Annotated in this window: 21 protein-coding genes and 1 pseudogene; 6 read left to right on the top strand and 16 right to left on the bottom strand. The window is 56.9% G+C overall.

Annotation, left to right across the window (positions count from 1 at the left end; all coding sequences use genetic code 11):
* The 7 genes from ACO6TI_RS30600 to ACO6TI_RS30570 form a co-directional block, all read right to left on the bottom strand.
* Positions 1-786, bottom strand: a complete 786-nt coding sequence (locus ACO6TI_RS30600; RefSeq protein WP_029061243.1) for an ABC transporter permease — start codon at positions 784-786, stop codon at positions 1-3.
* Entirely contained in the window at positions 783-1,769 is a 987-nt protein-coding gene (locus ACO6TI_RS30595) for an ABC transporter permease (protein WP_108874879.1), read from the bottom strand. Before ACO6TI_RS30595 ends, ACO6TI_RS30600 begins: the two co-directional genes overlap by 4 nt.
* An 81-nt stretch (positions 1,770-1,850) precedes the next feature.
* A complete protein-coding gene (locus tag ACO6TI_RS30590) occupies positions 1,851-2,957 on the bottom strand; it encodes an ABC transporter substrate-binding protein (RefSeq protein WP_422384003.1) in 1,107 nt (368 codons plus the stop codon).
* Between the two features lie 44 nt (positions 2,958-3,001).
* The gene (locus ACO6TI_RS30585; protein ID WP_422385351.1) at positions 3,002-4,096 is read right to left on the bottom strand and encodes an NAD/NADP octopine/nopaline dehydrogenase family protein; all 1,095 of its coding nucleotides are present in this window, start codon (positions 4,094-4,096) and stop codon (positions 3,002-3,004) included.
* Positions 4,097-4,104: 8 nt separating this feature from the next.
* Positions 4,105-4,692, bottom strand: coding sequence for a peroxidase-related enzyme (locus ACO6TI_RS30580; protein ID WP_055113055.1), 588 nt, complete (start codon positions 4,690-4,692; stop codon positions 4,105-4,107).
* A complete protein-coding gene (locus ACO6TI_RS30575) occupies positions 4,689-5,174 on the bottom strand; it encodes a hypothetical protein (protein ID WP_422384002.1) in 486 nt (161 codons plus the stop codon). The genes ACO6TI_RS30580 and ACO6TI_RS30575 overlap by 4 nt, the downstream gene beginning before the upstream one ends.
* The gene (locus ACO6TI_RS30570) at positions 5,171-6,640 is read right to left on the bottom strand and encodes an NAD(P)/FAD-dependent oxidoreductase (RefSeq protein WP_350185759.1); all 1,470 of its coding nucleotides are present in this window, start codon (positions 6,638-6,640) and stop codon (positions 5,171-5,173) included. Before ACO6TI_RS30570 ends, ACO6TI_RS30575 begins: the two co-directional genes overlap by 4 nt.
* A 342-nt stretch (positions 6,641-6,982) precedes the next feature.
* On the opposite strand from ACO6TI_RS30570, the gene ACO6TI_RS30565 reads away from it, so the two are divergent.
* Positions 6,983-7,915 (top strand): LysR family transcriptional regulator, encoded by a 933-nt coding sequence (locus ACO6TI_RS30565; protein ID WP_158705275.1) that lies wholly within the window; start codon positions 6,983-6,985, stop codon positions 7,913-7,915.
* A 108-nt stretch (positions 7,916-8,023) separates the two neighbouring features.
* Here the strand turns inward: ACO6TI_RS30565 and ACO6TI_RS30560 are convergent, their stop codons facing one another.
* The 5 genes and pseudogenes from ACO6TI_RS30560 to ACO6TI_RS30540 form a co-directional block, all read right to left on the bottom strand.
* Positions 8,024-10,456 carry a GcvT family protein gene (locus ACO6TI_RS30560; RefSeq protein ID WP_422384001.1) on the bottom strand — a complete coding sequence of 811 codons (2,433 nt, stop codon included), beginning with the start codon at positions 10,454-10,456 and terminating at the stop codon, positions 8,024-8,026.
* Between the two features lie 8 nt (positions 10,457-10,464).
* Positions 10,465-11,340: a choline/ethanolamine kinase family protein gene (locus tag ACO6TI_RS30555; protein WP_055113045.1), complete on the bottom strand. Its 876-nt coding sequence runs from the start codon at positions 11,338-11,340 to the stop codon at positions 10,465-10,467.
* A gap of 2 nt (positions 11,341-11,342) precedes the next feature.
* Positions 11,343-13,328 carry an ABC transporter permease gene (locus ACO6TI_RS30550; RefSeq protein ID WP_055113043.1) on the bottom strand — a complete coding sequence of 662 codons (1,986 nt, stop codon included), beginning with the start codon at positions 13,326-13,328 and terminating at the stop codon, positions 11,343-11,345.
* Positions 13,325-14,338 carry a quaternary amine ABC transporter ATP-binding protein gene (locus ACO6TI_RS30545; RefSeq protein ID WP_055113042.1) on the bottom strand — a complete coding sequence of 338 codons (1,014 nt, stop codon included), beginning with the start codon at positions 14,336-14,338 and terminating at the stop codon, positions 13,325-13,327. The genes ACO6TI_RS30550 and ACO6TI_RS30545 overlap by 4 nt, the downstream gene beginning before the upstream one ends.
* A 117-nt stretch (positions 14,339-14,455) precedes the next feature.
* Positions 14,456-15,388: pseudogene (locus tag ACO6TI_RS30540) on the bottom strand (ABC transporter substrate-binding protein).
* Between the two features lie 212 nt (positions 15,389-15,600).
* Between ACO6TI_RS30540 and ACO6TI_RS30535 the strand changes: the two are divergent.
* Positions 15,601-16,374: an inositol monophosphatase family protein gene (locus ACO6TI_RS30535; protein ID WP_055113040.1), complete on the top strand. Its 774-nt coding sequence runs from the start codon at positions 15,601-15,603 to the stop codon at positions 16,372-16,374.
* Here ACO6TI_RS30535 and ACO6TI_RS30530 read toward each other — a convergent pair.
* Both ACO6TI_RS30530 and ACO6TI_RS30525 read right to left on the bottom strand, forming a co-directional pair.
* The gene (locus ACO6TI_RS30530; protein ID WP_055114190.1) at positions 16,361-17,287 is read right to left on the bottom strand and encodes a choline/ethanolamine kinase family protein; all 927 of its coding nucleotides are present in this window, start codon (positions 17,285-17,287) and stop codon (positions 16,361-16,363) included. The genes ACO6TI_RS30535 and ACO6TI_RS30530 overlap by 14 nt on opposite strands.
* 11 nt (positions 17,288-17,298) lie before the next feature.
* Complete coding sequence (locus ACO6TI_RS30525) at positions 17,299-19,716, bottom strand: GcvT family protein (RefSeq protein WP_422384000.1); 2,418 nt, start codon at positions 19,714-19,716, stop codon at positions 17,299-17,301.
* Between the two features lie 138 nt (positions 19,717-19,854).
* On the opposite strand from ACO6TI_RS30525, the gene ACO6TI_RS30520 reads away from it, so the two are divergent.
* Both ACO6TI_RS30520 and ACO6TI_RS30515 read left to right on the top strand, forming a co-directional pair.
* Positions 19,855-20,610: a DeoR/GlpR family DNA-binding transcription regulator gene (locus ACO6TI_RS30520; protein WP_055113036.1), complete on the top strand. Its 756-nt coding sequence runs from the start codon at positions 19,855-19,857 to the stop codon at positions 20,608-20,610.
* 169 nt (positions 20,611-20,779) lie between these two features.
* A complete protein-coding gene (locus ACO6TI_RS30515) occupies positions 20,780-21,403 on the top strand; it encodes a hypothetical protein (protein ID WP_196896333.1) in 624 nt (207 codons plus the stop codon).
* A gap of 204 nt (positions 21,404-21,607) precedes the next feature.
* Here the strand turns inward: ACO6TI_RS30515 and ACO6TI_RS30510 are convergent, their stop codons facing one another.
* Positions 21,608-22,066 (bottom strand): SRPBCC family protein, encoded by a 459-nt coding sequence (locus ACO6TI_RS30510; protein ID WP_422383999.1) that lies wholly within the window; start codon positions 22,064-22,066, stop codon positions 21,608-21,610.
* Positions 22,067-22,175: 109 nt separating this feature from the next.
* On the opposite strand from ACO6TI_RS30510, the gene ACO6TI_RS30505 reads away from it, so the two are divergent.
* The gene (locus ACO6TI_RS30505; RefSeq protein ID WP_104701328.1) at positions 22,176-22,868 is read left to right on the top strand and encodes a helix-turn-helix transcriptional regulator; all 693 of its coding nucleotides are present in this window, start codon (positions 22,176-22,178) and stop codon (positions 22,866-22,868) included.
* A 56-nt stretch (positions 22,869-22,924) separates the two neighbouring features.
* On the opposite strand, the gene ACO6TI_RS30500 is transcribed toward ACO6TI_RS30505, so the two are convergent.
* On the bottom strand, positions 22,925-23,776 hold the full coding sequence (locus ACO6TI_RS30500; RefSeq protein WP_104701091.1) for a LysR family transcriptional regulator: 852 nt from the start codon (positions 23,774-23,776) through the stop codon (positions 22,925-22,927).
* 120 nt (positions 23,777-23,896) lie between these two features.
* Between ACO6TI_RS30500 and ACO6TI_RS30495 the strand changes: the two genes are divergently transcribed.
* Positions 23,897-24,907 carry a DMT family transporter gene (locus ACO6TI_RS30495; protein WP_422383998.1) on the top strand — a complete coding sequence of 337 codons (1,011 nt, stop codon included), beginning with the start codon at positions 23,897-23,899 and terminating at the stop codon, positions 24,905-24,907.
* Positions 24,908-24,962: the final 55 nt, after the last annotated feature.

Raw genomic sequence — 24,962 nt, 5'->3', positions numbered from 1 at the left:
TCAGGTATCCTTGCTCATTCGACGCGTGAAACGCTCTGCCCAGATGCCGATTGCCGCCGTCAGAACCAGGGCGATCGTCGCAATGGCATTGATTTCAGGTGACATGCCGGACCTGAGTTTGGCGAAGATCAGAACGGGCAGGGTCGGTTCGTAACCTCCAAGGAAGAAGGAGCGAACGAAATCATCAAAACTGAGGAGCAGACAAAAGATGCTGGCGCCGAGGATGGCCGGCACAAGATAGGGCAAAGTAATCCGCAAAAAGGCGATGATCGGGTCCGCACCCAGATCGCGCGCAGCTTCAATCTGGCTTTTCGGCAATGTCGACAATCGCGCCATGACCACGAGGGCCACAAATGGCACGTTGTGGACCGCATGCGCCCAGACGATCGCTCCCATTCCCGGCTCGATACCGAGCCACCGGGCATAAATTCGAAATGCAATTGCGGAAATGATGCCGGGGACCAGCGCAGGCAAGACGGTCAGACCGAACATCGCGGTCCGGCCAAGGAATTTCCGGCCTTCCAGGAGAACTGCGATCCAGGTTCCCACAAAGACGGAAATCATGGTTGCCAGCACCGCAATGACGACCGAATAGACAAACGCAGACGGTACAGCGGCGTCGTCGAAGACCCCGGTATACCAGTCAAGAGTCCAGGACCGGATCGGAAAACCTATGAACTTGCTGTCCTTGAAACCCATGAGGATCATCAGAAGCAGGGGAACAAAAACATAGAGTACAAATGCCCAATAGACGCAGGAGAGCAGGATGCGGTTACCCCGGTTCAATTCGTGTCTCCTTTGCGCAGAGAGTTCATGAGTTTCTGGAATGCACCGGTAAGGAAGATTGCGGCGATGAACATGATTGTTGCAAAGGCTGCACCTGTCGGCCACTCATCGCCTGCAACATGGAAGAACCCTGCAATCGTTTCTGCAAACACCGTCGTGGACGGTCCTCCGAGCAGAACGGGAGTTGCATAAAATCCGGTCGATATCAGGAACACCAGAGTGCATCCCGATGAGATCCCTTCAAGCGTCAAGGGAAGCGTAATCCGGCGAAAGCGTGTCCAGGCAGAAGCGCCGAGGTCTGCTGCAGCCTCGTTGTAACTTCTGGGAAGTTTCTCCAGCGCGGAATAGAGCGGCAACAGCATGTAGAGCGCGGTCAGGTACACGATCCCCACGCCCATGGAAAAGCTTGTGTACATAAAGGGGATTGGCCGATCGATCAGGCTGAGCCACTTGAGCAACTGGTTTACCGCGCCGGTGTTTCCCAAAAGGATCATGATGGCATAGGTGCGCACGATTTCACCGACCCAGAACGGGATAAGCAGCAGCAGAAGCATCAGCATCTGGTTTTTGCGACTGACATGGCGCGCAAGAAAGTAGGCGACCGGATAGGTCAGGATCAATGTGCAGAAGGTGAAGACACCGGCGAAGGTGAGTGTCCGGAAAAACGGCTGCCAGAAAATGTAATCACCGAAAAAGCGGGCATAGTTGTCCAGGGTGAAATGCTGTTCGACCCCCGGTGCCACCGGATAGGCGTCGGTAAAACTCACCCGCAGCATCTGCAGCATGGGTCCAAGGTGCTGGGTGAGCACCCATAACAGCGGAAATGCCGCGAGAATAAGAAACTGGCGGCGTGGTGATGCAGTCGCAAGCCCGACCACCAACCGGTATGGTGTCCAGCTTGATAATGTACCCCAGAACGTCAGACGCTTTCTGTCCGCGGTGTCAGGGCCGCGACCAGCGCGTGGAGCGACGTCATCGCTCATGCCGGATTCTCCCAATCAATCTTGAATGCCTTGCCCGCCCGACGGGCGGGCAAGGGTACATCTGCCGGTCAGAGCAACGGCTCAGGCGGCCTTGATGGCTTCAACCGCCGGATCGACAAGCCCGTACTTCATCTCGTTTGCCTCGGCACGGAAGAACTGAAGGTTCTCAAGTTCGTCATCCGAGAACGAAGTCGACTTCTTTTCCAGATCCGTCAGGTATTGCGACGCATCCTTGTAGGTGGAGATAAAGCCGGACGCCTTGGTCATCGATGCGCCGATCTCCGGAGAGGCAAGGATGGCGTCAAGGAAGGTATAGGCATTGTCCGCATTGGGTGCGTTGTTGGCGATGTTGTAGGTATAGACGAAGCCGTAGGAGCCTTCCTTCGGTATGGTCATGGCCAACGGGAAGCCGTCATTGATGAGAGCTGCCGCCGGACCGTTCCAGCTGTGTCCCAGGGCGATATCCTGGTTGATGAACATCTGCTGCACTTCGGCGCCGCTGTCGTAATACTTTCTGACCAGCGGCTTTTTCTCGATCAGGAATGCCTTGGCTTCCTCGACGATTGCAGCTGCTTTTTCCGGATCGTCAAGATATGCGACCATGTTGCCGTCGTATCCCATCTTGAGCATGACGATCGACATCATGTCCTGGATGATATAGGCGGTCTGACCCTTGTATTTCTCGGAAAACAGAACGTCCCAGCTCCTGGCTTCCTCGGGGCTGACGAGGTCCGTGTTGTAGGACAGGACTTCCATGCCGGACAGGATCGGCGCACCCCATTTGTTGCCGTTGATCGTCGACCAGTCGCTTTCCGAGAACGTTGGATTGATGTTGCCCCAATTGCTCAGACGGCCGGTGTCGAGCGGAGCAAGAAGGTCACTGTCGATGAACTGAAGGAACCGGTGACCTGCCACAGTCATGATGTCCACCGTGGGATTGGGCGCCTCGGCGGCGAGCAGGTTGAACTGCTTGCCCTGGTCGTCCACCAGGCAGATGTTCACCTTGATACCGGTGTCCGCTTCAAACTGCTTCTTGAAGGCCTCAGGAACAAAGTCGTTATACGTCCAGATATTCACTTCACCGCCAGCGGCGTTCGCGCGGCGGAGATAGGCTGGGCTGGCCAGAGTTGCCGCGCCAACGGCGGCAGTCCCCAGGAAGCGTCGGCGGTTAATGGTAAGTTTGGTCATCTTAGCGTCTCCTAGTCGGTTAAGTTTGATCCATCCTTTTTGCATTATGTTTCTGGAGTGGATGGTCTGTGCAGCACCCCGGTCCGGGACGCATGCTGCAAGTCGCAAAGGCTGTAGCTTTCCATATCCAGCGCATGGAGAAATTCGTTTTCCTGCGCGAATTCCCGGCCATACATTGCCGAAAATAACCTAATCCCGGCCTCATGCAACGCGGCGGGTCTGTCTACCAGCCGGCCCAGTGCAGCTGTCACCTGAAGTCCATAGGGAACATCTTCGGTGACATAGCGGCTGTCCGCCGTCGACGGGCCAAGACCGCCGTAGCCGTGCGTGTGCATTTGCTGGTTCATTTCAGAGATCGTCCCGATGGGCACATGAAAACTCTGGTGAAAGTGCTCGAAAATGGTTTTCACATCCAAATTCAGTGCTTTGGCAATTGCAAGCCGCTCAAGGTCAAGTTGTTCCAGCAAGCGTCCCACCTTCGGTGTCACGTTCAGGCCCTGGCTCCAGTCTTCGCCCCGTTCCATTCGGGTGATGTTGCAAAGAGCAATCCCGAGGTGGTTCTGCGGATTGAGATTGGACAGCAAGATGGCCAGCAAGCCGTCACGTGGTTTGAACCGGTCACCAAACAGCAATTGGCACAAATCCAGTCCATCATCGGATGCGGCCTCAGGCACCGTACACAGGTCAACGCGATTGCGAATGGTGTTGACGCGTACCTTGTTTCCTTCAAGCCGGCGGCCGGAGACGATGGTTGTGCCCCACGCGGTGACCGGTGCGCTTACGCCGCGCGCCATCAGGGCCTGTGTCAGGTAAACGGCACCGAAGGAAGCATGGGAGGAGATGATGATATGCTGACCCTCACGGATATGGGGTACCAGCGCATCCATGACACTCTTGTGTCCGGTCGCGGGCAACGCGAGGATCAATGCGTCGCAACCCTCTGCCAGTTCCTGCGCGGAATTGGCAATGTCCGGCGTGAATTCCGTTTCGATCACGCCATGGGCCAGCAGGGGGGTGGTTTCAAAGACTGTCGTGCTCGTGCCGGAAGGCGACCAGAGCGTGGGTATGTGCTTGTTTCGGTGCAATAACGCTGCGGTACCGCATGCTATCGCACCCGCACCAGCAATGCCTATGCGCATCGGGTTTTTCATGCCGTTTCCTTTCGGCTCACCGGATCACCCAGAACGTGCATCAACCGGTTCGCCCATCCGAACAGAGACGAAGACAGGATCAGATCAAAGATCTCTTCGTCGGACAGGCCGGCATTCGCCAAGGCCTCGATGTCTTCCGGACCTGCAGAAGGCGGCGCCTCGGCGGCCTTTCGGGAGAAATCGAATATAGCCCTGTTTCTGGGGTCCAGGTCCGCCTTTTCACCCTTGGCGAACAGCTCGTCGGTTACGGATTCATCCTTTGACAGTTTTGCATGACGGTCTGCATGAACCGCCGCGCAATAGACACAGCGATTGACCATCGAAGCCGCAAGGGCGCCAAGTTCGCGTTCCTCGCGCGACATGCCGCCACGGTCATACATGATGGCGTTGAACAGCGGTGAGCGAACGGACAGGCTTTCAACATCATGGGCCAGGGTCAAAACGTAATCCGACACCTTCGTGTTGGAAGGGGTGACCTTGAGTGCATCGAGTTGTTGCGGAGTTGCTTCCTCAAGCTTGACCGGCACAACGCGGGGCTGCCATTCGGGAACCTTGCGGGTGAACTTGTGGACGATACGGGTCATGCGGTCTCTCTTTGCATCAGTCGCAATCCTGCGATCACGCGCACCTGGAAAGCGAGAAATGCGACCAGTTCGCACAGCCGCACGATATCGGCGTCGGAAACACCTGCAGCCTGCAATCCTGCAACATCTTCCGCGGCGGCTTCCCTTGTCTGGTTCGCAACCTTGTCGACGAAGGACAAGACGGCGGCCAATTCGTCCTGCTGACCTCTTGTTTCTTCAGGGTCAGCCAGAGTTGAATACTGCCCCGCATCCGCAACATAGTAGGCCGCGAGCCTCTCGTCGCCGGCCAAGCGGGCGACGCGCGCGGCAATTGCGGCGCGCAGGTCATGCGCGAATGCTCCAGAGTCCTTCGGACGCAGCACGGCTTCCTCGGCAACTTGTGCCATTCCGATTATGTTGCCGCGCGAAGACACGACGCCGGACAATGCGCTGTTGTGTGTCACGCCGGCTTTGCTCAAGATCGTCATGTCGGAGATGTTCATACCGCCTGGCTCTCTTTCGGTCGTGCGCCGGCCTGAAGCTCCGTCGGTTCCCATTCGTCACCGAGTAGTTCAGGCGTGTCGTAATCCTGCATCCCCTGCCAGTGGGCCCCGATATCCTCGCTGTAGAGCGAGGCTGCAACGGCGCGGCACAGCCAGGCGGCTCCATCGCTAATTCCCGGAATGTCGCCACTCACCTTGCCCAGGCTCGCGGACGCGCCGTAGTTGAAGCAGTAGACATTCTTCAGCCAGGGTGCCTTGCCGGGTGTCTTTTCCCGGAAGGTGAAATCGGAATTCAGATAGGGAAAACGTCCCAGGTCATCGGACTCTTCACCGTCCGGCGCAGTATACACGTCGTGCCACAGAAGGATCTCGGCTGCCTTATCGCCAAATTCCGTCCTGGCCATGGGGTCAATGACAAAACCGGTCCCCAGGATGACAAAATCCGTCTCGTATGATGTGCCGTCGGCAAAATGGATGCGTGCACAGTTGCCGCTTTGCTCGATACGGGTGGTCGCCTTGTTGAAATGGAAGTACGCATTCGGATGACGGCTGACACGCAGCGTCGACCCGCGTGGTGACGGGGTTTGCGTTGCAAAGCTGTATTGCATGAAGCGCCAGCGCCACTCGTCGGGCAACTCGGCATAGCCGGCGGTAAATCCGTAGCTGCCGATACCCATCATCTTGTTGATCGTCGGCATTTCCTTGCGGCGGACCAGGTGACGAACCTCCGTCGCACCGTGTTCGAGCGCTTCCGCAGAATTATCCACCGCGGATGCTCCCACGCCGATAACGGCAACGCGTTTGTCCTTCAGGCTGGCGAAATCAATCTCGTCCGCGCTGTGCGCCCACAGATGCGCCGGAAGTCCCTTTATGAAATCTGGAATGTTCGGACCACCCGTACCGTCCCGGCCCGTAGCAAAGACCAGCTTCCGGGTCATGATCGTGCCTGTTTCCGCTCCCGAGACGGTCAGCTTCAGCAATTCACCTTCCGGCTCCACGTGGTCGACGGAAACACCGTTTTCGATCGGTATCTCAAGAACGTCGCGATACCAGGACAGGTAGTCCATCCACATCGTGCGAGGTATCTTGTCCAGGCTGTCCCAGGCCTCAGTCCCAAATTGCGCGCGATACCAGGCCTGGAACGTCAGGGAGCCATGTCCGTATGCTGGTCCGGTCAGAAATTTTGGTGACCGCAGGGTTTCCATGCGCGCATATCCCAGCCATGGCCCCTCGTATCCTTTGGTGGCCCGGTCCAGGATGCGTATATTGCGTATGCCACCGGTTGTCATTGCCAACCAGGCGACCATGCCGCACATGCCGCCACCGATGATGACGACATCGGTTACACCGTCTTGTTGCGGTACCCAGTCCTTGGAAGGATAGCAAAGAAAATCCAGATCATCCTTGAGCCGCGCCTCAAGCACCGCCAAGCCTTTCGAGTCAATAGAAGATGGAATTTGATTCATCGTACAGGCCATCCAGGACTTTCTCTGAAACAGAGCTCAAACGATCAGTGGTTCGTTGACACCGCGATACGGGCAGGGGTGTTTTGCAAGCGCAACAGGGGAACGAATACAGGTGAGGTGCGCCGGTCAGATACGCCAGAGCCTGAAACCCTGCCGACGACCACGTTCATGACTGCTGCGATGGCCTTATTCCGTTCCGATCTGAACATCCCAAAGACAACCGCATTCATAAATCCAAATGTCATTGCGCCGGTCCCCTTACCGATTGCACAGTAGCTTGCTATGCTAATTCTGCATATTCATGCGTCAATGATAGCTTACCGTAATGATAGGTTCTCTAGTATGTCAACAAAGAATAATGGGCGACCTGACATTCGCTCAATGGAAGCATTTGCTGCGGTGGTCCGATATGGATCCATGACGGCTGCTGCCCAGAAGCTGTCAGTGAGCCAGCCTGCGGTCACGAGAATGGTAAGAGATCTGGAAGCGCGTGTGGGGTTTGCGCTCTTTGAACGCAACGGACCCAAAATCTCTCCCACGGAGAAAGGGATCAAGTTTTTCGAAGAATCGCAGCGGGTCATGGCGAACCTGTCGCAGTTGACCGAACGGGCGCACGCAATCAGGGACGAAAGAATTGCGGCCATAGATATCGTCGCAACCCCGACAATGTCGGCTGGTCTTGTGGGGCCTGTGCTGTCGCGTGTCTCGGATGTTCTGCCCGATTTTGTACATGTCGAAACGACGACCTCCGAACGGGTTCTGCATGCCCTTCGTCAACGTACGGCCGATCTGGGATTTTCCGCTTATCCAGGGGACCATGATCAATTGAAGTGTCTTGCACGCTTTGAATCGCTGGTTGTTGCAGTGGTCAAGAAAGGCAGCCGTCTTGATGGCGACGGGCCAATTCCTCTGTCAATTTTCAACACCGAACGGCTGGCAACAATTTGCAATGGATATGGCATTCGTGACGCAATCAACCGCGCATTTGAAAAGCAGAAGATCAAACCATCCTCCGAAATTGCCACCAATTCTTCCTTGAGTGCGGCTATGGCCGCGCGGGCAGGTCTCGGCGTTGCCCTGTGCGACCCGGTCACCGCGCTGGGCGTGCCGATTGACGGCGTGTCGATCCGGCCCTTGTCCGCAAAAATAAGCTACGCCTGGGGACTGTTTGCCAATGATGAAAACCCGCTGAAAGACCGCCTCAACCTGCTGGTTGACGCCTGCACGGCGGAGAGTGAAAAAATCGTGCAAAACGTCAACAGGCTGTGCAAGTGACCACGGCTGAGCGCACGGTCTCATCACTCGCCGGACAGACGGCAGCAGGTGACACCGCCGCTGTCATCGGTTCGGGTAACTACCGCAACTCTGGAGAAACCCGGCTTCTCAAATCTTGATCTTTGCCATTTTCGGGTCGTAAAGCGGTGCAAGCGTAACCACCGCTTTCACGCGTTCGGTTCCAACCTCAAGCTCATAGCCGGCGTCAAGGACGTGGTCCCTGGTCACGCCGCCGGGATGGCGCACATAACCAATGCCGATACTTTTTCCAAGCGTATGGCCATATCCTCCCGAACTGAGCCAACCACAACGTTCGCCGTCGCGATAGATCGTTTCCCGGCCTGACAGGATAACGTCGCCGTCGGTTGTGAACGTTGCGAGCATTTTCTTCACGCCGCCCTCACGCTGCGCCTGAACGGCGCTGCGCCCCTTGAAATCGGCATTGGTCTTCATTTTGACGGCCCAGCCGAGACCAGCTTCATCGGGTGTATGATCAGGGCCGATATCGGACCCCCAGGCGCGATAGCCCTTTTCCAGACGCAGGGTTTCAATTGCACGGTAACCGGCATTTCTCATGCCGAGCGGCATTCCTGCCTCGTGCAACGCGTCGTAAACCGTTTGCGCATATTCGGTCGGCAGATGCAGTTCCCAGCCGAGCTCCCCGACATAGGTAATGCGAAGCGCCAGCACCGGGCAGCCGGCGATGCCGATGCGGCGCGCCTGGCCGAATGGGAACGCCCCGTCGCTGACATCGGCGCGCGTACAGCCCGCCAATATGTCGCGCGCCTTCGGGCCAAACAGGGAAAGCACGGCATTTGACGATGTGACATCCACAAGCTGGGCGTTCAACCCATCAGGTATGTTGCGATTTATCCAGTTGAAGTCATGCGTGGCAAAGCCAGTCCCGGTGACGATGTAATATTCGTCAATGGCCGTGCGGACACAGGTCAGGTCACACTCAATGCCACCTCGATCGTTCAGCATCTGGGTGTAGATGATGGACCCGACGGGTTTGTCCACGCGGTTGGCGGCAATCCAGCTCAGGGCCGCTTCCGCGTCGGGCCCTTTCAGGATGAATTTGGCGAATGACGTCTGGTCGAACAGAACGGCGGCCTCACGGGCAGCCTTGTGTTCACGCCCGACCGGATCGTGCCAGTTCGGTCGCTCGAACGTATAGATATCACGCGCTTCCTCATCGGCCTCCGCGAACCAGTTGGGGCGTTCCCAGCCAAGTTTTTCACCAAATACGGCGCCGGCAGATTTCAACCGGTCGTAAAGCGGAGACCGCCGGCAGGGCCGACCGCTGTCATGTTCTTCCGATGGCCAGGCCATTGTGTAGTGCTTGCCATAGGCTTCCAGTGTGCGGGTCCGCACCCAGTCCGTGTCCGTGTGCGGGCGGCCGAAGCGCCGGATATCAACCGGCCAGAGATCATAGGGTGGTTCGCCCTTGGCAACCCATTCAGCCAGTGCCATTCCAGCGCCACCGCCTGCTGCAATGCCAAAGGCATTGAAACCGGCTCCGATGAAGACATTCGCCATTTCGGGTGCTTCGCCCAGAATGAAATTGCCATCCGGGGTGAAGCTTTCCGGTCCGTTGACCAGTTGTTTGACGCCAACGCTTTCCAGAGCGGGAACGCGGGGCAACGACAGCTCCACCAGTTGTTCGAAGTGATCGAAATTGCTGTCCAGAAGCTGGAAATCGAACGGATCCGGCACACCGCCGACGGCCCAGGAAATGCCATTGGGCTCGTAACCGCCCATGACAAGTCCGCCGACTTCCTCCTTGTAATATGTCAACCGGTCCGGGTCGCGGAGCGTCGGCAAGTTCGAGGGGACGCCAAAGGCTTCCGTGATCATGTATTGGTGCTCGACCGACACGAGGGGCACCGTGACACCAATCGTTGCTGCCAGTTCGCGTGTCCACTGGCCACAGCACAGAACCAGCTTTTCACAGGCAATATCGCCTTGCGCGGTGCGTACTCCTGTAATCTTCCCATGTTCGGTCAGGATTTCGGTGACCGGCATGTTTTCAACCAGTTTCGCACCACCAGCCCGTGCTCCCTTGGCAAGGGCCTGGGTGATGTCCGAAGGGCTTGCCTGACCGTCCGTCGGCAGAAAGGCGGCGCCAACGACATCGCTGATATCCATGAGCGGCCACAGGTCCTGCGCTTCCTTTGGTGTCAGAAGCTGCATGTCCAGGCCGAAACTGTGTGCCGTAGTCGCCTGCCGTTTCACCTCTGTCCAGCGTTCTTCATTGCAGGCGAGCCGGAGACCGCCGTTCATCTTCCAGCCGGTGGCCTGCCCCGTTTCTGCTTCCAGCCTGTCATAAAGCGAGATCGAGTAGCCAAGAAGCTGGGTAATATTGGCGTTGGAGCGCAGCTGACCAACCAGGCCTGCAGCATGCCAGGTGGATCCGGACGTCAGGGCCGCCTTTTCCAGAAGCAGGACTTCCTGACCCATCTGCGCCAGATGAAAGGCCGTGGAACATCCGACAATACCGCCGCCAATGATAATGATCTTCGAAGATGAGGGGAGTGTCATGAGGGCTCTCACAATTCACGGAATTCGGAAAGGGCGGCGTTCAGCCGGTCCATGTTTTCGCTTGTGTATGCGGCGTAGTCGAAGTCCAGGTCCGAGTGGATTTCGGAGGTCATTGACCAAAGGGTTTCACGCATCAGGGACGTGCATTTCATGGCCTTGTAGGCACGCCAGTTTGTTTCGGGGCGGGCATCAAAATACTGCTCGAGCATGGCGCGTTCCTGCAATTCGGTCAGGCCATTGTTGGAGGCAAGTCCGGCAAGATCGAACAGAGGCGAATTGAAACCACCATATTCCCAGTCGATCAGCCACAGTTTGTCGCCATCATCGAGCAGATTGGCGGCAAGAAGATCATTGTGACCGACAACAAGATCGACCGGTCCGACCGCTGCCTCGAGATCAGACAGAGTGTTCATCAGACCCGGCAGCACTTCCGAATGAGGGGACCGGTCAGCACTCAGGCGGGCGGCATAGGTCCGATTGACCTGGAATGGCCAGAAGGCCAGCACCGGTCCTGTCAGGTGGGCGCCAAGATCGTGATGCACCCTGGAGATCAGGGCAACAATTCTTTGAAGGTTTTCCGGTTCCCTGACGTCGGCCTCCCCGAATGTTTTTGCTTCAAGAAAGTCCAGCACCAGAACACCGGGCTCCTGGTAGACAACCGCAGGCGAAAGTCCGGCACGTTCGGCGGCGCGGCTCAGAGCCAGCTCGTTCCATCGCATGACACCATGCTCGGGTATGTCATCGCCAAGCCTGACAACGAAGCGCCGGTCGCCGTCACGCACGATGAGATTGACATTGGTGATGCCTCCTCCCAGCGGAGTGATGTCCCGAGGATCGGAAAAGCAGCCAAGCGCCGCGGCGCGGGCAATTGCGGTTTCAGACATTGCTAGATCCCCAATCTTTCACGCCGACCGGATGCAAGCGCGTTGATGACCCGATCCGTTATGATCGCGATGAACGCCACCGACAGACCGGCGACAATGCCCTGCCCGGCGTTCGCCTTGGTCAGTGCGATGTAAACTTCCTGGCCGAGATCCCTTGTGCCCACGAGCGCCGTGATCACCAGCATGGAAAGCGCGAGCATGATGGTCTGGTTCAGGCCAAGGAACAGGTGTGGTGTGGCAAGTGGCAGCTTGATGCGCCACAGCAGTTGCCGACGGGTGCAGCCGGACATAAGACCCGCCTCGATCAAGGCTGGCGGGACTTCCTTGAGGCCGTGCGCCGCGTAGCGTACCGCAGGCGCCAATGCATAGAGGATCACCGCGATCATCGCGCTGAAGTCACCGACCCGGAACAGCATGACGACCGGGATCAGGTAAACAAAACTCGGCAGGGTTTGCAGGGTATCCATCAGCCCGAGAATGACACGGCCGGCCCGCGGGCTTTCGGCCGCCCAGATGCCAAGCGGAATGCCGATAATGGTCGCGATCAGAACCGACACACCGCACAGGTAGATCGTCACCATGGCCTTGGACCAAAGTCCCGACGCTGCGATGAACATCATCAGGAAACCGGCGAGCAGCCCGATTTTCCAACCACCGACCCTCCAGGCGATCAGGGCAGTTGCGATAATTCCCCATGCCCATGGAATTCCTGTGAAAAATTTCTTCACCGGAATGAGCAACCACTGCAGGATGACGGTCTTTATGGCTTCGAACGTGTCGAAGAAGTTCACGTTGATCCATTCCATCGCATTCGACCAGAACGGGCCGGTCGTCAGCGTGAGGGCGTCCGGATAGGTTTGAACGGCCGGTACGAACTGTCCGAGGATCAAGGTTGAAGCGATCACCAGAAAGACGGTGCCGGTCCATGGGTGGCGTTGCAGGATGTTGCCTTCCAGGGGATGGCGCATGCTGCGTTTCGCAAAGGCCTGACTTGCCCGGTCGAGCGCGATTGCCATGGCCACGATACCAAGTCCTGCCTCGATCCCTCCACCGATATCCAGCCGGCGCAGACTGGAGAGAACATCGAACCCGAGGCCGCCGGCGCCGATCATGGAAGCGATGATCACCATGTTCAGCGTCAGCATGATCACCTGATTGACACCAACCATCAGCGTTGGAATTGCAGAAGGAACAAGGACCTTCCACATCATCTGGCGATTGCGGCACCCGGCCATGCGACCGGCTTCGATCACTTCCTTCGGAACCGAATTCAGCGCAACAATGGTGATGCGAACCATGGGCGGCATGGCATAAATCACGGTTGCGACGAGCGCAGCGACGGGACCAAAGCCGAACAGGATCAGGATGGGGACGAGATAGGCAAACACCGGAACGGTCTGCATCAGGTCCAGGATCGGTCGCAATATGCGCTCGAACCAGCCTACCCGGTATGCCAGAATGCCGAGAAGAAGGCCGCCAACCACCCCGATCGGTACGGAAATCAAGACCGAGGCAAGCGTGATCATGGCACTTTCCCACTGTCCGAAGACGGCGAGGTAGAGAAAACAGACGCCGACAAGAACAGACAGGAACCAGTCGCGTGCATAGTGTCCGACCGCCATGATCGTCACGATGACCGCGATCCAGCTCAGCGCAGGTGCCACTTGAACGGCGGTCTCCCCGACACCGCTGGTAAACCCCTCGACCAACAGGTTGCGCAACACCTGGTAGGGGGCTTCGATCATTGCAGAAATGGCCCGGGTGAGATCACGGAACGAAAAGAAATAGAATCCGGCACTGCCGACCAGCCAGTCCAGGAACTCGCTGATATGGTTTTCGAGCGGCAACTGCCAGCTTTTGGGAAACCGGACGATCCAGCGGGCATCAAGTGCCTTGTAAAGTTGAAACGAATAAGTCGATAAAAGCCAGGTGCTTGTGAACAGCACCCCCCAGAATAGTGCGTCTGATTTCAGAGCGCGGGGGATCATCTGCGCCCTACCAGCACATCAATCACCGCCTTGCGGGAAATCTGACCAACCTGTCTGTCGCCTTCCATGACCTTGTGAGGCAGGTCGGAGGCTTCCACCGGATCCGCAATGACCTCGATCACGGCATCATGCGCAACCTCACCGGCGAAGCTGTCGCCGTTCACGGGCTCCATCACCGAGGCAGCGCGTATCACCTTCGCACGGCTTACATGCCGCGTGAACTCCGCCACATATTCGGTTGCAGGCTGCAGGACGAGGTCCTCTGGGGTCGCGACCTGTTCAATGATCCCGTCCTTCATCACTGCAATGCGATCTGCCAGACGGATGGCTTCGTCGAAATCATGGGTAATGAAGACAATCGTCTTGTGAAGGATGTTTTGCAGACGCAGGAATTCATCCTGCATTTCGCGGCGGATCAACGGGTCAAGCGCCGAGAAAGGCTCGTCGAGAAACCAGATTTCAGGTTCGGCCGCCAGGCTGCGGGCAATGCCGACACGCTGCTGCTGACCACCTGAAAGTTCACGCGGGAAATAGCTTTCACGCCCCTTGAGACCCACCAGTTCCACAACTTCATGCGCGCGTGCTTCACGGGTCTTCTTGTCGACGCCTTGAATTTCAAGGGGGAAAGCCGCGTTTTCCAGGACCGTCAGGTGTGGCAGGAGCGCGAATTGCTGGAACACCATGCCCATCTTCTTGCGCCGGATCTGGATCAGTTCTTCTTCGCTTGCGCTGAGAAGATCTTTACCCTCAAAGCGGATTTCTCCAGCAGTGGAATCCACAAGCCGCGACAGGCATCGCACAATCGTCGATTTGCCGGAGCCCGACAGCCCCATGATGACAAATATCTCGCCCTTCCGGATCTGGAGATTGACCGCCCGCACCGCCCCGATGAGATTTGCCGCTTCCAGATCTGCTGAGGACGGGTCAGGGTTGGTGTTCAAAAACGTATCGGCCTGTGCGCCGTAGAGCTTCCATACGTTCCGGCAATCGAGAATTACGGGCTTCGTCATCCAGTCCTCGGTGGAGGTTTATTCCCGGGGTCGGGAAACTTGTCTTGGCTGTCATCCGGACAAGTGTCCGGCACGCACCAAACTCAGGCTGGTGCGTGCAGGAATTATGGGACGGGTTTATTTGGCGATCCAGCCTGACCAGGTGTCCTTGTTGTCAGCCATCCAAGCTGCAACCGTATCGTCGACCGACTTGCCGTCGAGATCGACTTCGGTGACCATGGCACCATAGTCGGCATTGGAGAGTTTGAAGTTCTCGATCGCCTTCGCGGCTCCGGGCCACTTGTCCGCAACACCTGCCCAGCTGACTTTCCAGATCGGGCCCCGCGGCTTGCCGCAGTCATAGGCTGCATCCGGGTTTACCCCGACCGATGGGTCGCTGTAGCACTCGGGCGAGAACGGCGGGAATTCAACGAATTCGCCATCGTATTTTGCAGGCGCCCAGTGTGGCGCATAGACCCAAAGGATGATCGGGTCCTGCCGTTGATACGCTGCTTCCAGTTCAGCGAACAGAGCCGCATCCGTGCCTGCATGGACCACTTCAAAGTCCAGTCCCAGAGCCTCGACACGTTCCTCATCAAAGCCACCCCAGGTAACCGGACCACCGAGATACCGGCCAAAGGGGGCTGTTTCAGGCGTGGAGAATTCTTCTGCGCAATCCTTCAGCGCTTCCCAGTTCGGCAGGCCCGGGCACCGCTCCTTCATGTAGGCCGGATACCACCATTCCTCGATCGCCTGGAGACCGGTTTCACCCAGATTAACGACGTCGCCTGTCGCGAATGCCTCATCCATTGCCTCGCGGCCGGTGGTTTCCTAGATTTCCATGGCGACATGCAGGTCGCCGGTCTTCAATCCTGCGAACTGGGCGATGTAGTCAGCCTGGACATATTCAACATTGTATCCGGCTTCCTTCAGGACTTCGCCCATGAGCTTGGTCGTGATCAACTGGCCGGACCAGTCGTGCAGAGTAAGTTTGATCGGATCGCTGGACTCGGCTGCGAGTGCAGGCGCAACGGCCAGCATGGCGGACAGTGCTAATGAAACGCGCTTCATAATTTCCTCCCTGTCGAGAATTGCCAATACGGAACTGCGCATGCGTCACGCTCTCGGCAGCTAGCCAACTTGGCAAAACACTCCCTAGACTGTCAGCATAAATCAACAAAAAGCAACATTTAGGTTCGACTTTTGTGGATTTTAGATACATTTTGAGCCTTAAGCGTTCATTCAACAGACAAAAAACATGAGAAACACGGGAGATTCACAGTATGCCGGATTATTCGGACAGACTGGAAAAGGCATTGGAGATCACAGGAGACGCCGCAGCTGTCAGTCTCGCCTATTTCCGGAATGATCCTGCAACCGAAACCAAGGCAGATCAAAGCCCGGTCACGCTCGCGGACAAGGCAACGGAAAATTCCCTCAGGGACAGCATTCAACGAAACTTTCCGGGTGAAGCGATCTTCGGTGAAGAATTCGGCCAGACCGGAGATGGTGACAAGATGTGGATCATCGATCCGATTGACGGCACGCGGTCGTTCATTGCCGGATTGCCGCTTTTCGGAATGCTGCTTGGATTTCTGGTCGAAGGACGTCCGAAAATGGGTGTCATCCGGATGCCGGCGCTCGATGAAGTCTATTCAGGAGGTGAGGGGCTGCACGCCGCCTGCAACGGGACATCGATCAGGGTCAGCGAATGCCGTTCGCTGGATGGCGCACGTCTCTTTGTCAATGAAGGTGACAAGCTGGCCGTACGCGAACCTGAGGCATTTCAGCGCCTCGTTCGTGCGAGTCAGTTGCGCAGGATGGCGGCTGACTGCTACCCGCACGCGCTTGTGGCACGCGGGCTTGCGGATGCTGTCGTGGACTACGATCTGCAACCCTATGACTATCTGCCGGTTTCCGCCGTGGTCGAAGCGGCCGGCGGTATCATGACCGACTGGCAGGGCAACCGGCTGACAATGGCATCGGACGGGCGAACTGTCACAGCGGCAACCCGGGAGCTGCACGCCGAAATCCTGGCTTTGCTCAACCAGCCCTGACGGCAGCCACATGGGCATCGAAGGCAGGGTCCTGCATCAACGCGCGGCAACGGTCGAACCGACCGGTCGCATAAGCCCAGAAGTCCTCGGCAGGATTGTTGTCGGCAAGTTGAATGAGCCCCCAAAGGGTCCACAACAGGTCGCACATGGCCTTGTAGATCACTACGCGGCCCGTTTCTGCCGCCGTGGGACCACGTTTGAAATACGCCTCCAGCATCTCTGCGTCCTGTTCTGGGGTCATGCCGGCTTCGACCGAAAGGTCACCAAGATCCCACAATGGATCGTTCATGCCGGAATATTCCCAGTCGACGATCCACATTGTCGTGCCGTCATCCAGGAAGTTTTCGCAAAGCGGATCGCAATGACACGGAGCAAGTGGCAGATCGGCAGCCGCCAACACGTCTCCGATGGGCATCGCTGCTGCGACGACATCCTGGTAGCCTTCCGGGAGCGAGACATCCTTGGTTGAAAGAACCTTCAGGTAGTCATCGATCATGGAAAAAAGTTCGAATCGAAACCGGAAGGTTTCGCCGGAAGTGTGCAGCTTGGCCAGCGCCATCCCCGCGCGGCCCGGGGAACCGGTGCGTGACCTGAAAAGATCGGGGGTCATGGTTTCGATCCCGTCTATCGTGCGCGTGATCATGATGCCGGTTGCAGCATCCGCATAAAGAACATCGGCGGAGACACCGGCGTCGGCCGCGGCTTCCGCGTTGTGCTTTTCCACGGCGCGATCGATGTATTCTTCGGTGTTTTCACCCGGAATGCGGACGATGACTGACTGGTCGGCAAGATCCACACGGTGCACCAGGTTGGTCAGGCCGCCGAGACGCGTGACATGCCTTGCTGAATTGACATGTGCAAATTGCGGCGCAGAGCGCAGTGCCTCGAGTACTTTTTCAGCATGTTCAGTCATGTTTCCCCCGTTCATCCCTTGAGCGCGGTGTCGTCCGGATCATAGAGCGGGCTCTCCGCCTGCGTGACCGGGTAACGCTCGCCAAAAACCTCCAGACTGAATTCAGCCCGGTCCCAATGCTCCTTGTCCAGATAACCACGCACAATCGTGCGGTTCACCGTATAACCAAAGCCGACAGAGGTCGTCGACGAGACGACCTGATCTCCCAGCAATATGGTTTCGCCACCCGTGAGCGGCAGATGGTCCTGTGTCACGAAGGTACACAGCCTGCGTTCAATGCCATTCTTCTTTTGGTCTTCCAACACCTGCCGTCCGAGAAAATCGCCTTTGGATTTCAGGTGAACACGAAACCCGAGACCTGCCTCGATCGGCGTGTAATCCGGTGTGACATCACCCGACCAGTAGACGTAGCCTTTTTCCATTCTAAGGCTCTCGATCGCCCGGTATCCGACATTGGCGATGCGGTGTTTTTCTCCGGCCGCCCAGAGTGTGTCGTAGACATGAGCCGCAAATTCCGTCGGGACATGCAGTTCATAGCCGCGTTCTCCGACATAACCGATCCGCGCTGCACGTACCGGCGCCGCGCCAACGACAATTTCCCGCATCGTGGAAAAAGGGATGGCTTCATTGGAGACATCACTTTCGGAAGCCGCTGCCAGAACATCGCGCGACTGCGGACCGACAATGTTGATCACGGCATAACCGCTCGTGACTTCCACAATGTGCACAGAAGAATTCTCCGGCAGGTTGCGTCTGACCCAGTCGCTGTCGTGGACGCCAAAACCGGATCCGGTCACCAGATAGAAGCGGTTCTGATCCAGACGGATGATGGTCACATCCGCCTCCACGCCGCCGGACCCGTTGCACAATTGCGTATAGATGACCGAGCCGACCGGCTTGTCCATGTTGGAGACGGCCATCTGCTGCAATGCATCGAGCGCGTCGGCACCGATGATCTCGAATTTCGAAAAGCTGGACTGGTCGATCAATGCGACCCTCTCCCGCACAGCCCTGTGCTCTTCGGCGGCATATTTTTTCCAGCCCGGATCGAGGAAGTCCAGCTGATCAACCGGCTCAACCCCGTCAGGCGCGAACCAGAGCGGCCGTTCCCAACCGTTCTTCGAGCCATAGACAGCTCCGCGATCCTTGAGTTTCTGGTAGAGCGGCGACAATCTCAGTTGCCTGGCGCTTTCATGCTCCTGTCCCGGATACCTTTTCTTGTAGTGATGGGCATAGTGCTCGACAGCGCGCGGATACATGAAGCTCCGGGTTCCGTGATGCGGTCCGAAGCGGCGCACGTCAAGGGGCCAGAGATCCAGCGACGGGCGTCCTTCAACTACCCATTCGGCAATCATCTCCCCGGCGCCGCCGCCTGCGGCAATGCCATAGAGAAATCCCGTTGCCATCATTAGGTTGTCGAAGCCGGGTTGCCAGCCCATGACAAAGTCACCGTCTGCGGAATAGGGGATCGGACCGTTGATGACCTGGCGGATGCCGACTTCATTGACGATTGGTGTCACCTGGCTGGCAAGGTCTGCCAACGGCAGAAAGCGATCCAGATTTTCAGGCAGCAACTGGCGTACGAAAGATCCGGGAATACCATGATCTCCGAAGGGAAGGGTGCCTTCTTCATAGCCGCCAATGACCAGGCGGCCGGCGACGTCCGGCTTGTAGTACACAAGACGTTCCGGATCCCGAAGTGTCGGGAAATGGCCGACTTCGGTTCCGGTGGGTTCGGTAACGATATATTGGTGTTCGACTGCGCAGGCAGGTACACGAATGCCCAGCTTTTCTCCAAGTTCACGGCTCCACATGCCGGCTGCCAGGATGATCGTATCTGCTTCGAATGTTCCCTGGCTCGTCTCGACTGATGTGATCCGTCCGTTTGAGACGGTAAAATCGCGCACCTCGCATCCCTGGCGGATGTCGGCTCCCTGGCGACGCGCAGCGCCCGCGACGGCCTGGCAGAGAGAGGCCGGATCAACATAACCGTCAGAGGGAATGAACGCTGCGCCTTCCAGGCCGCGTGCCTCGATCAGAGGGAACAGATCCTTTGCTTCTCCGGGCGAGACTATCTGCATTTCCAGATCGAAACTGCGTGCCATTGTTGCCAGCCGTCTGGCCTCCAGCAGGCGCTCCCTGGTTGCCGCAAGTCTGAGCGAGCCGGTTTTCTTCCAGTCGAATTGCATGCCTTCCTCGTTCTGAAGGCGGTCATACATTTCGACGGATTTCTTCAGCATGCGGGTCGTGTTGCGTGACGAGCGCAACTGTCCGACCAGACCGGCCGCGTGCCAGGTCGCCCCTTCCGTCAGGCCAGCGCGTTCCAGAAGAACCACATCCCTCTCCCCCATTCGGGTCAGATGATAGGCAATCGAGCAACCGATGATGCCGCCGCCGATGATCAGATGTTTGGCAGAGTGTTGGGTCATATTTGCAGGTCCGCATGCTGTCCGTCGGAACAAATCCTAACAAAAATCAACATCTTCACAATAGTATTGTTGATTTTTGTTGAATTCGCGGTGCAGAATAGCCTTATTCGACCAGGAACTTTGGTGTAAACAGGCCTCATGTCGAAATACGAAACAACGCTCTTACAGACAGTGGATATGCGCGGCACAGTCAGCGTGCAGGAGCTTTCGCGTATCCTTGGGGTATCGGATCAGACCATTCGGAGGGTCTCGCGGCCGTTGGTCGACCGGGGGGCTCTGCAAAAGGTGCACGGTGCACTGGTATCGACCAAGTCGGCACCGGACCTGCCCTATCTGGCCCGCATGAACCTGAATCGCGAGGCCAAGGTGGCGATCGCCGAAGAAGTCGTGAAGATCATCAAGGACGGCGACAGCATTGCCATCGATACCGGGTCGACGTCCGGATTTGTCGCACAGGCCCTTCGCAGCCTGCGCGAACTCACCGTTGTCACGAACTCAGCCTATGTCGCGAGCACGCTTGCAATGATTCCGGGCAACAATGTCTCCATGGCCGGGACACAGTTGCGGGATCACGACGGAGCATCCTTTGACCGTTCGGCATTTGACGTCATAGACCGGATGCAGGTGGATTACGTACTCTTGTCCGCATCGCTTGTTGATGCCCGGAACGGTTTTCTCGTTCACGAGCAGTGCGAGGTCGACATCGCGAGTGCGATGCTGGCCAATGCGGGACGCGCGATCATGGCAGTCGATCACTCGAAGTTCGAGCCGCAGGTCCGCAAACCGGTGCTTCGTCAGCCTACGCTGAAGCCCGGAGATTACCTCGTCACCGATCGGGTTCCTCCGGATGAATTTTCCACGCTGTTTGCCAATCTGGAAGTTCGGGTGGCCTAGTCGCGGATCGCAGGCAGTCAGATAGAGATCAGTAACGTTTGCTTTGCCGGCAAAGCGGCGGACGTAATTCTTTCAGTACCGCAAATTGATGATCTTGCGCCCAGGCCAAACCACGAATTTCGATACGATGTCCGGGGCACATGCAGGCGCCGATGGGACGGATTGGACTATGACGCAGATTTTGAAATTTCTGTTGTTGGCGGCAGTTGCTTTCTGGATGCCAACCGCGCACGCCCAGGAAGACGTGACACTGTCGATCAGGAATGTGATCGAGCGGCAGGCACTTTTTCACAAGGCACCCGGTTCCACCGGTGTCGTTCTCGTTCACCAGTCGGGGAATGATGCCGCCAGCTGGGCCGACATTGCCATCCAGCTCCAGGAGGCAGATGTCGCCTCGATATCACTTGAGTCGGTCTCGGTAGAGGACGTCAAATCGGGGATCGATTTTCTCCGTCAGCGAGGCAAGCGTCGGATCGTGTTGATCGGTGCAAGTCTTGGCGGTGCTGCTGCACAGGGCGCAGCCTTGCACAAAGGCGAAGTTTTGGCCGATCTCGTAATCCTGCTGGGGACAGCCCACGGAGACATGTCAGACGCTGTCGGCGTCGACAAGCTGTTCATCGTGACCGAAAGGGATTTCTTCCGGGCTCGCACACACTCAAGCTTCAAACAGGCGTCCGAGCCGAAAGAACTGGCTATCTACCCCGGCTCCGCGCACGGACAGGACATGTTCAATGAAGACTTTTCTGACGACCTGATCAAACGCATACTGGCCAGGGTGACCGCGACTGAATAACTGCTGCCGGCTGAAATCACATGATTGCAGAACGTCTTATCGGATCTGTCGGGGTGCATGTTGCTGTAACTGATCGGTCCGGAGCAGTATTCGTTGCGCAGGAGGATCAAACGCCAGGTTGTGTCGCGTTTGACAGTGCAAACAAAACCGTTTTCAGCTCCAGAAAGCGAATGCCTCTTTCACATTGGTGACCGGAAAAGTGTCTCAAGCCGTGCGGACGGAGAGAACCTTGTCTTCAAGAGCTTTCAGGTCTTTGTCCAGCACCTTGCCCATCATCAACTTGAACATGGTTTGGCCCATAAGCCACCCCAGAAGGCCGTACTTGACCCGATAGTCGAATGTCCATGTCACGCTGGAATGCTCGCCGTCAGGCGCAATGTTCACGTGTGCCCTGGCTTCACGGAGCGGCATGGCGGCCATTTGGGACAGCTGCACTGTAAAACCTTCACCCGGTTTCCATTCGATTACCTCCTCGACCACGGACGTGCCGTTTTCGAAGTTGTTCCGCCGTCTTGATCCGACGCCGATGTCGCCTGTCGTCAGCGCATCGACAGAAACAATTGCCGGTGAAAAATCGTCGACATTCATGAAGCGGCCCAGAACATTCCAGATTTCGTCTGGAGTGGCTTCAATTTTTCGATTGCGTTGAAAACGGATCATCATCGGTTCCCTCAATATGGCGCAAATCCTGCGCGGTTTTGTGTGTCCGCAGCCAAATTAAGTTTGCCCCACTGCCACCGTTGTGGCAGCAGTGTGGCAGCAGGGGAAAGAAATGCGTCGCACGGAAAGGCTATTCCAGATTATTCAGATACTGCGCTCGACCCGGTCACCGATCACAGGGAGAGACTTGGCAGATGAACTGGAAATATCGATACGCACGCTTTATCGCGACATGGCCGAACTCATGGCGCAGCGAATACCGATCACCGGTGAAGCCGGAATGGGCTATGTTCTGGACGACGGCTACGACATGCCGCCGCTGATGCTCACTGCCGACGAGCTGGAGGCAGCGGCCCTTGGGGCGGCATGGGTCGCCGCCGAGGCCGATCCGACATTGTCGCGTGCTGCGCGCGATCTCGTTTCCAAATTGTCCGAAGCCATTCCGAGAGAACTTCGTCCGGTCGTGCTTGATGCAAGTACCAAGGCGATCCAGACACGGTCTCGGGTTGTCGAAAGATTTGACGGCGCTCTGTTGCGCCATGCCATCCGTGAACGCTACAAGCTTGAATTGACCTACATCGACCGTGACAAGGGAACGACGAACCGGATTGTCTGGCCCCTTCTGATCGCGTTTCTCGACAGAAGCCGGTATCTGGTTGCCTGGTGTGAAACGCGCGAAGACTTCCGGCATTTCAAGACAGACCGGGTCCAGGAACTCAAGGTGCTGGGCGGGAAGTATCCAGGACGCAGAACTGTTTTGATTAGGGACTGGGAACGTGCGATGGCGGGCCGCAAGCAGGGCTGATGCCCTGGAGCAATTCGAGGCCTGTCACCACGGAACAGAAAAGGACGGTTCGCACGCTATAGTGTCCGTGCGATTGTCCGGAGACCTTCGATCGCTGTTTCCATGGCCTCGGTGTCGATGGGGTCATTTTGGTAGACCAGATATGCGGGCCTTTTCAGCAAGGGGGCTGCTTCCAGTCGGAAAAGCCTTTTCTCTTCGATCAGTTCCCGGACGACCCTTATTGGAAAGTAACCCGATCCGCCGAACTTCAGGATGTAATGCAGCCCCAACGCGCCAAGACCGACGGTAATAGCGGCAGTTTCCATTTCCGGAAAGGCTGCAGCGTGGGCGTCCAGATAAACGTCGCCCCAATCCACAAACACGAAATCCTCGACCCATCCGGATGACACTTCGCGCATTTTCGTGCTTACGAGAACAAGCTCGTCATCCAGCAGCTTTTCAATCGTCAACCCTGTTGTGTGGCGCGGCTGGTACATGATGCCGATGTCCATCAGACCGTCGGACAGTTTTGACATTTGGGCGGGTGAATAGTCCGCCTGTATATCGAGTGCGATATCCGGTGACTGATCGCGCATCCATGCCATCCAGTCGATCACCAGGCTGTCCCAAAAACTGACCTGTGCACCGACGGTCAACACGCCCCGGAACTCGGGCCTGAGCGTCACTGTTTGCAGTGATTTTTGCCAGAACATCTGGATGTTGGCGGCGTGTGACAGAAACTGATGGCCGGCAGCTGTCAAACGGCAACCGGAATGCTCGCGTATCAAAAGCGCGTGACCAAGTGCCTGTTCGAGCATCTTCAACCGCGCGCTCACGGTCGACTGAGTGACGTTCAGAGCTTCGGCGGTTCTGTTGAAATTGCCGGTTTTGGCAAGGACAATAAAGGTTTTGATCTGGTCGAGTGTCATGTGGCATCCACGAAATCAATCGGAATAATCGATTGAGCTTATCATATTATTTCGTTTTTCAGATCGATTGTTGTTGCTCATTATTCGCCTTATCCGCGATATCGGGAAGGCAGTTAAGGCATGACAACCAATCTCAAGCAGGGCCTTCTGCTCAAGGGTGCAAAGCTTCATCCGGAAATTGACGGGTCGGTTCAGGGAATTGTTCTTATTACCCTTGGTATCAGTGTTTTCAGTATTCAGGATGTCTTGATCAGGACCCTTGGGGGTACTTACCCGGGTTTCGAGATAATGTTCTTTCGAGGAATGGTGGCCATAGTCCCCATTTTTGTGTTTGTTATCTTTAGTGGCGGCCTGGAGACGCTGAAAGTTTCTCACCCCTGGTTGAATATCCTGCGGGGGCTTCTCGCGTTGACATCCTATACTTTCTATTACATGGCTTTGCAGGCATTGCCGCTTGCCGTCTCGACTGCAATCTTCTTTTTGTCGCCTTTGATCGTGACGCTGCTGTCCGTGATATTGCTGCGCGAAACTGTCGGAATTCGGCGTATGGCGGCAGTGCTTGCCGGATTTGTCGGCGTGATGATGATTGTCGGTCCCACCGACGGAGACGTTTCAGCCGAGATGATCCTGCCCATACTGGCCGCCGTGGCCTATGCGATCAGCATCATAATCACGCGCCATATCGGGAAATCACAAACCGGTTCATCACTCGCGTTCTACGCCATGTCGACGTTTATCGTGGTCAGCGGACTGGCAGGTTTGTTTCTGGGCGGCCAGACAGATGCGGCATCCCATCATCCGAGTATTGCCTTCCTGCTGCGTGACTGGGTTGTGCCAACAGCCGGTGATGCGTTTCTGATTGCCGTTTGTGGCGTGATTTCCGCCTTCGGCTTCTACTGCCTTGCGCAAGGATATCGAATTTCACCCGTGAGCGTGGTTGCCCCGTTTGAATTTGTTGCAATGCCTCTTGCGGTTTTCTGGGGGTTTCTTGTGTGGGCGGAAGTGCCTTCGGGTCTTACCTTGTCCGGGATACTGGTCATCATTTTCAGCGGAATATATGTTTTGCAGCGAGAAGCGCGACCGGACAGAAAGCGTCTGACGACGGGCCGGAGCGTTCGTCTGCGGTTGTGAGCCGGTCGGTGCACGGCACCGCGACAACAAAGCGCCCGGCTCGGCGAGTTCCTGA

This window comes from Roseibium album (genome assembly GCF_965233825.1).
Classification (GTDB): domain Bacteria; phylum Pseudomonadota; class Alphaproteobacteria; order Rhizobiales; family Stappiaceae; genus Roseibium; species Roseibium album.
Note: the sequence above shows the minus strand (reverse complement) of the source record. Positions and strands in the feature narration are given on the sequence as shown.

Excerpts from the sequence above, each read along its gene's own strand:
- ACO6TI_RS30580 (WP_055113055.1), bottom strand. The coding sequence starts at position 4,692 with ATGACCCGTATCGTCCACAAGTTCACCCGCAAGGTTCCCGAATGGCAG.
- ACO6TI_RS30560 (WP_422384001.1), bottom strand. The coding sequence starts at position 10,456 with ATGACACTCCCCTCATCTTCGAAGATCATTATCATTGGCGGCGGTATT.
- ACO6TI_RS30565 (WP_158705275.1), top strand. The coding sequence starts at position 6,983 with ATGTCAACAAAGAATAATGGGCGACCTGACATTCGCTCAATGGAAGCA.
- ACO6TI_RS30545 (WP_055113042.1), bottom strand. The coding sequence starts at position 14,338 with ATGACGAAGCCCGTAATTCTCGATTGCCGGAACGTATGGAAGCTCTAC.
- ACO6TI_RS30525 (WP_422384000.1), bottom strand. The coding sequence starts at position 19,716 with ATGACCCAACACTCTGCCAAACATCTGATCATCGGCGGCGGCATCATC.
- ACO6TI_RS30505 (WP_104701328.1), top strand. The coding sequence starts at position 22,176 with ATGCGTCGCACGGAAAGGCTATTCCAGATTATTCAGATACTGCGCTCG.
- ACO6TI_RS30495 (WP_422383998.1), top strand. The coding sequence starts at position 23,897 with ATGACAACCAATCTCAAGCAGGGCCTTCTGCTCAAGGGTGCAAAGCTT.
- ACO6TI_RS30500 (WP_104701091.1), bottom strand. The coding sequence starts at position 23,776 with ATGACACTCGACCAGATCAAAACCTTTATTGTCCTTGCCAAAACCGGC.
- ACO6TI_RS30590 (WP_422384003.1), bottom strand. The coding sequence starts at position 2,957 with ATGACCAAACTTACCATTAACCGCCGACGCTTCCTGGGGACTGCCGCC.
- ACO6TI_RS30575 (WP_422384002.1), bottom strand. The coding sequence starts at position 5,174 with ATGAACATCTCCGACATGACGATCTTGAGCAAAGCCGGCGTGACACAC.
- ACO6TI_RS30585 (WP_422385351.1), bottom strand. The coding sequence starts at position 4,096 with ATGCGCATAGGCATTGCTGGTGCGGGTGCGATAGCATGCGGTACCGCA.
- ACO6TI_RS30555 (WP_055113045.1), bottom strand. The coding sequence starts at position 11,340 with ATGTCTGAAACCGCAATTGCCCGCGCCGCGGCGCTTGGCTGCTTTTCC.
- ACO6TI_RS30550 (WP_055113043.1), bottom strand. The coding sequence starts at position 13,328 with ATGATCCCCCGCGCTCTGAAATCAGACGCACTATTCTGGGGGGTGCTG.
- ACO6TI_RS30570 (WP_350185759.1), bottom strand. The coding sequence starts at position 6,640 with ATGAATCAAATTCCATCTTCTATTGACTCGAAAGGCTTGGCGGTGCTT.
- ACO6TI_RS30510 (WP_422383999.1), bottom strand. The coding sequence starts at position 22,066 with ATGATGATCCGTTTTCAACGCAATCGAAAAATTGAAGCCACTCCAGAC.
- ACO6TI_RS30520 (WP_055113036.1), top strand. The coding sequence starts at position 19,855 with ATGTCGAAATACGAAACAACGCTCTTACAGACAGTGGATATGCGCGGC.
- ACO6TI_RS30595 (WP_108874879.1), bottom strand. The coding sequence starts at position 1,769 with ATGAGCGATGACGTCGCTCCACGCGCTGGTCGCGGCCCTGACACCGCG.
- ACO6TI_RS30515 (WP_196896333.1), top strand. The coding sequence starts at position 20,780 with ATGACGCAGATTTTGAAATTTCTGTTGTTGGCGGCAGTTGCTTTCTGG.
- ACO6TI_RS30535 (WP_055113040.1), top strand. The coding sequence starts at position 15,601 with ATGCCGGATTATTCGGACAGACTGGAAAAGGCATTGGAGATCACAGGA.
- ACO6TI_RS30530 (WP_055114190.1), bottom strand. The coding sequence starts at position 17,287 with ATGACTGAACATGCTGAAAAAGTACTCGAGGCACTGCGCTCTGCGCCG.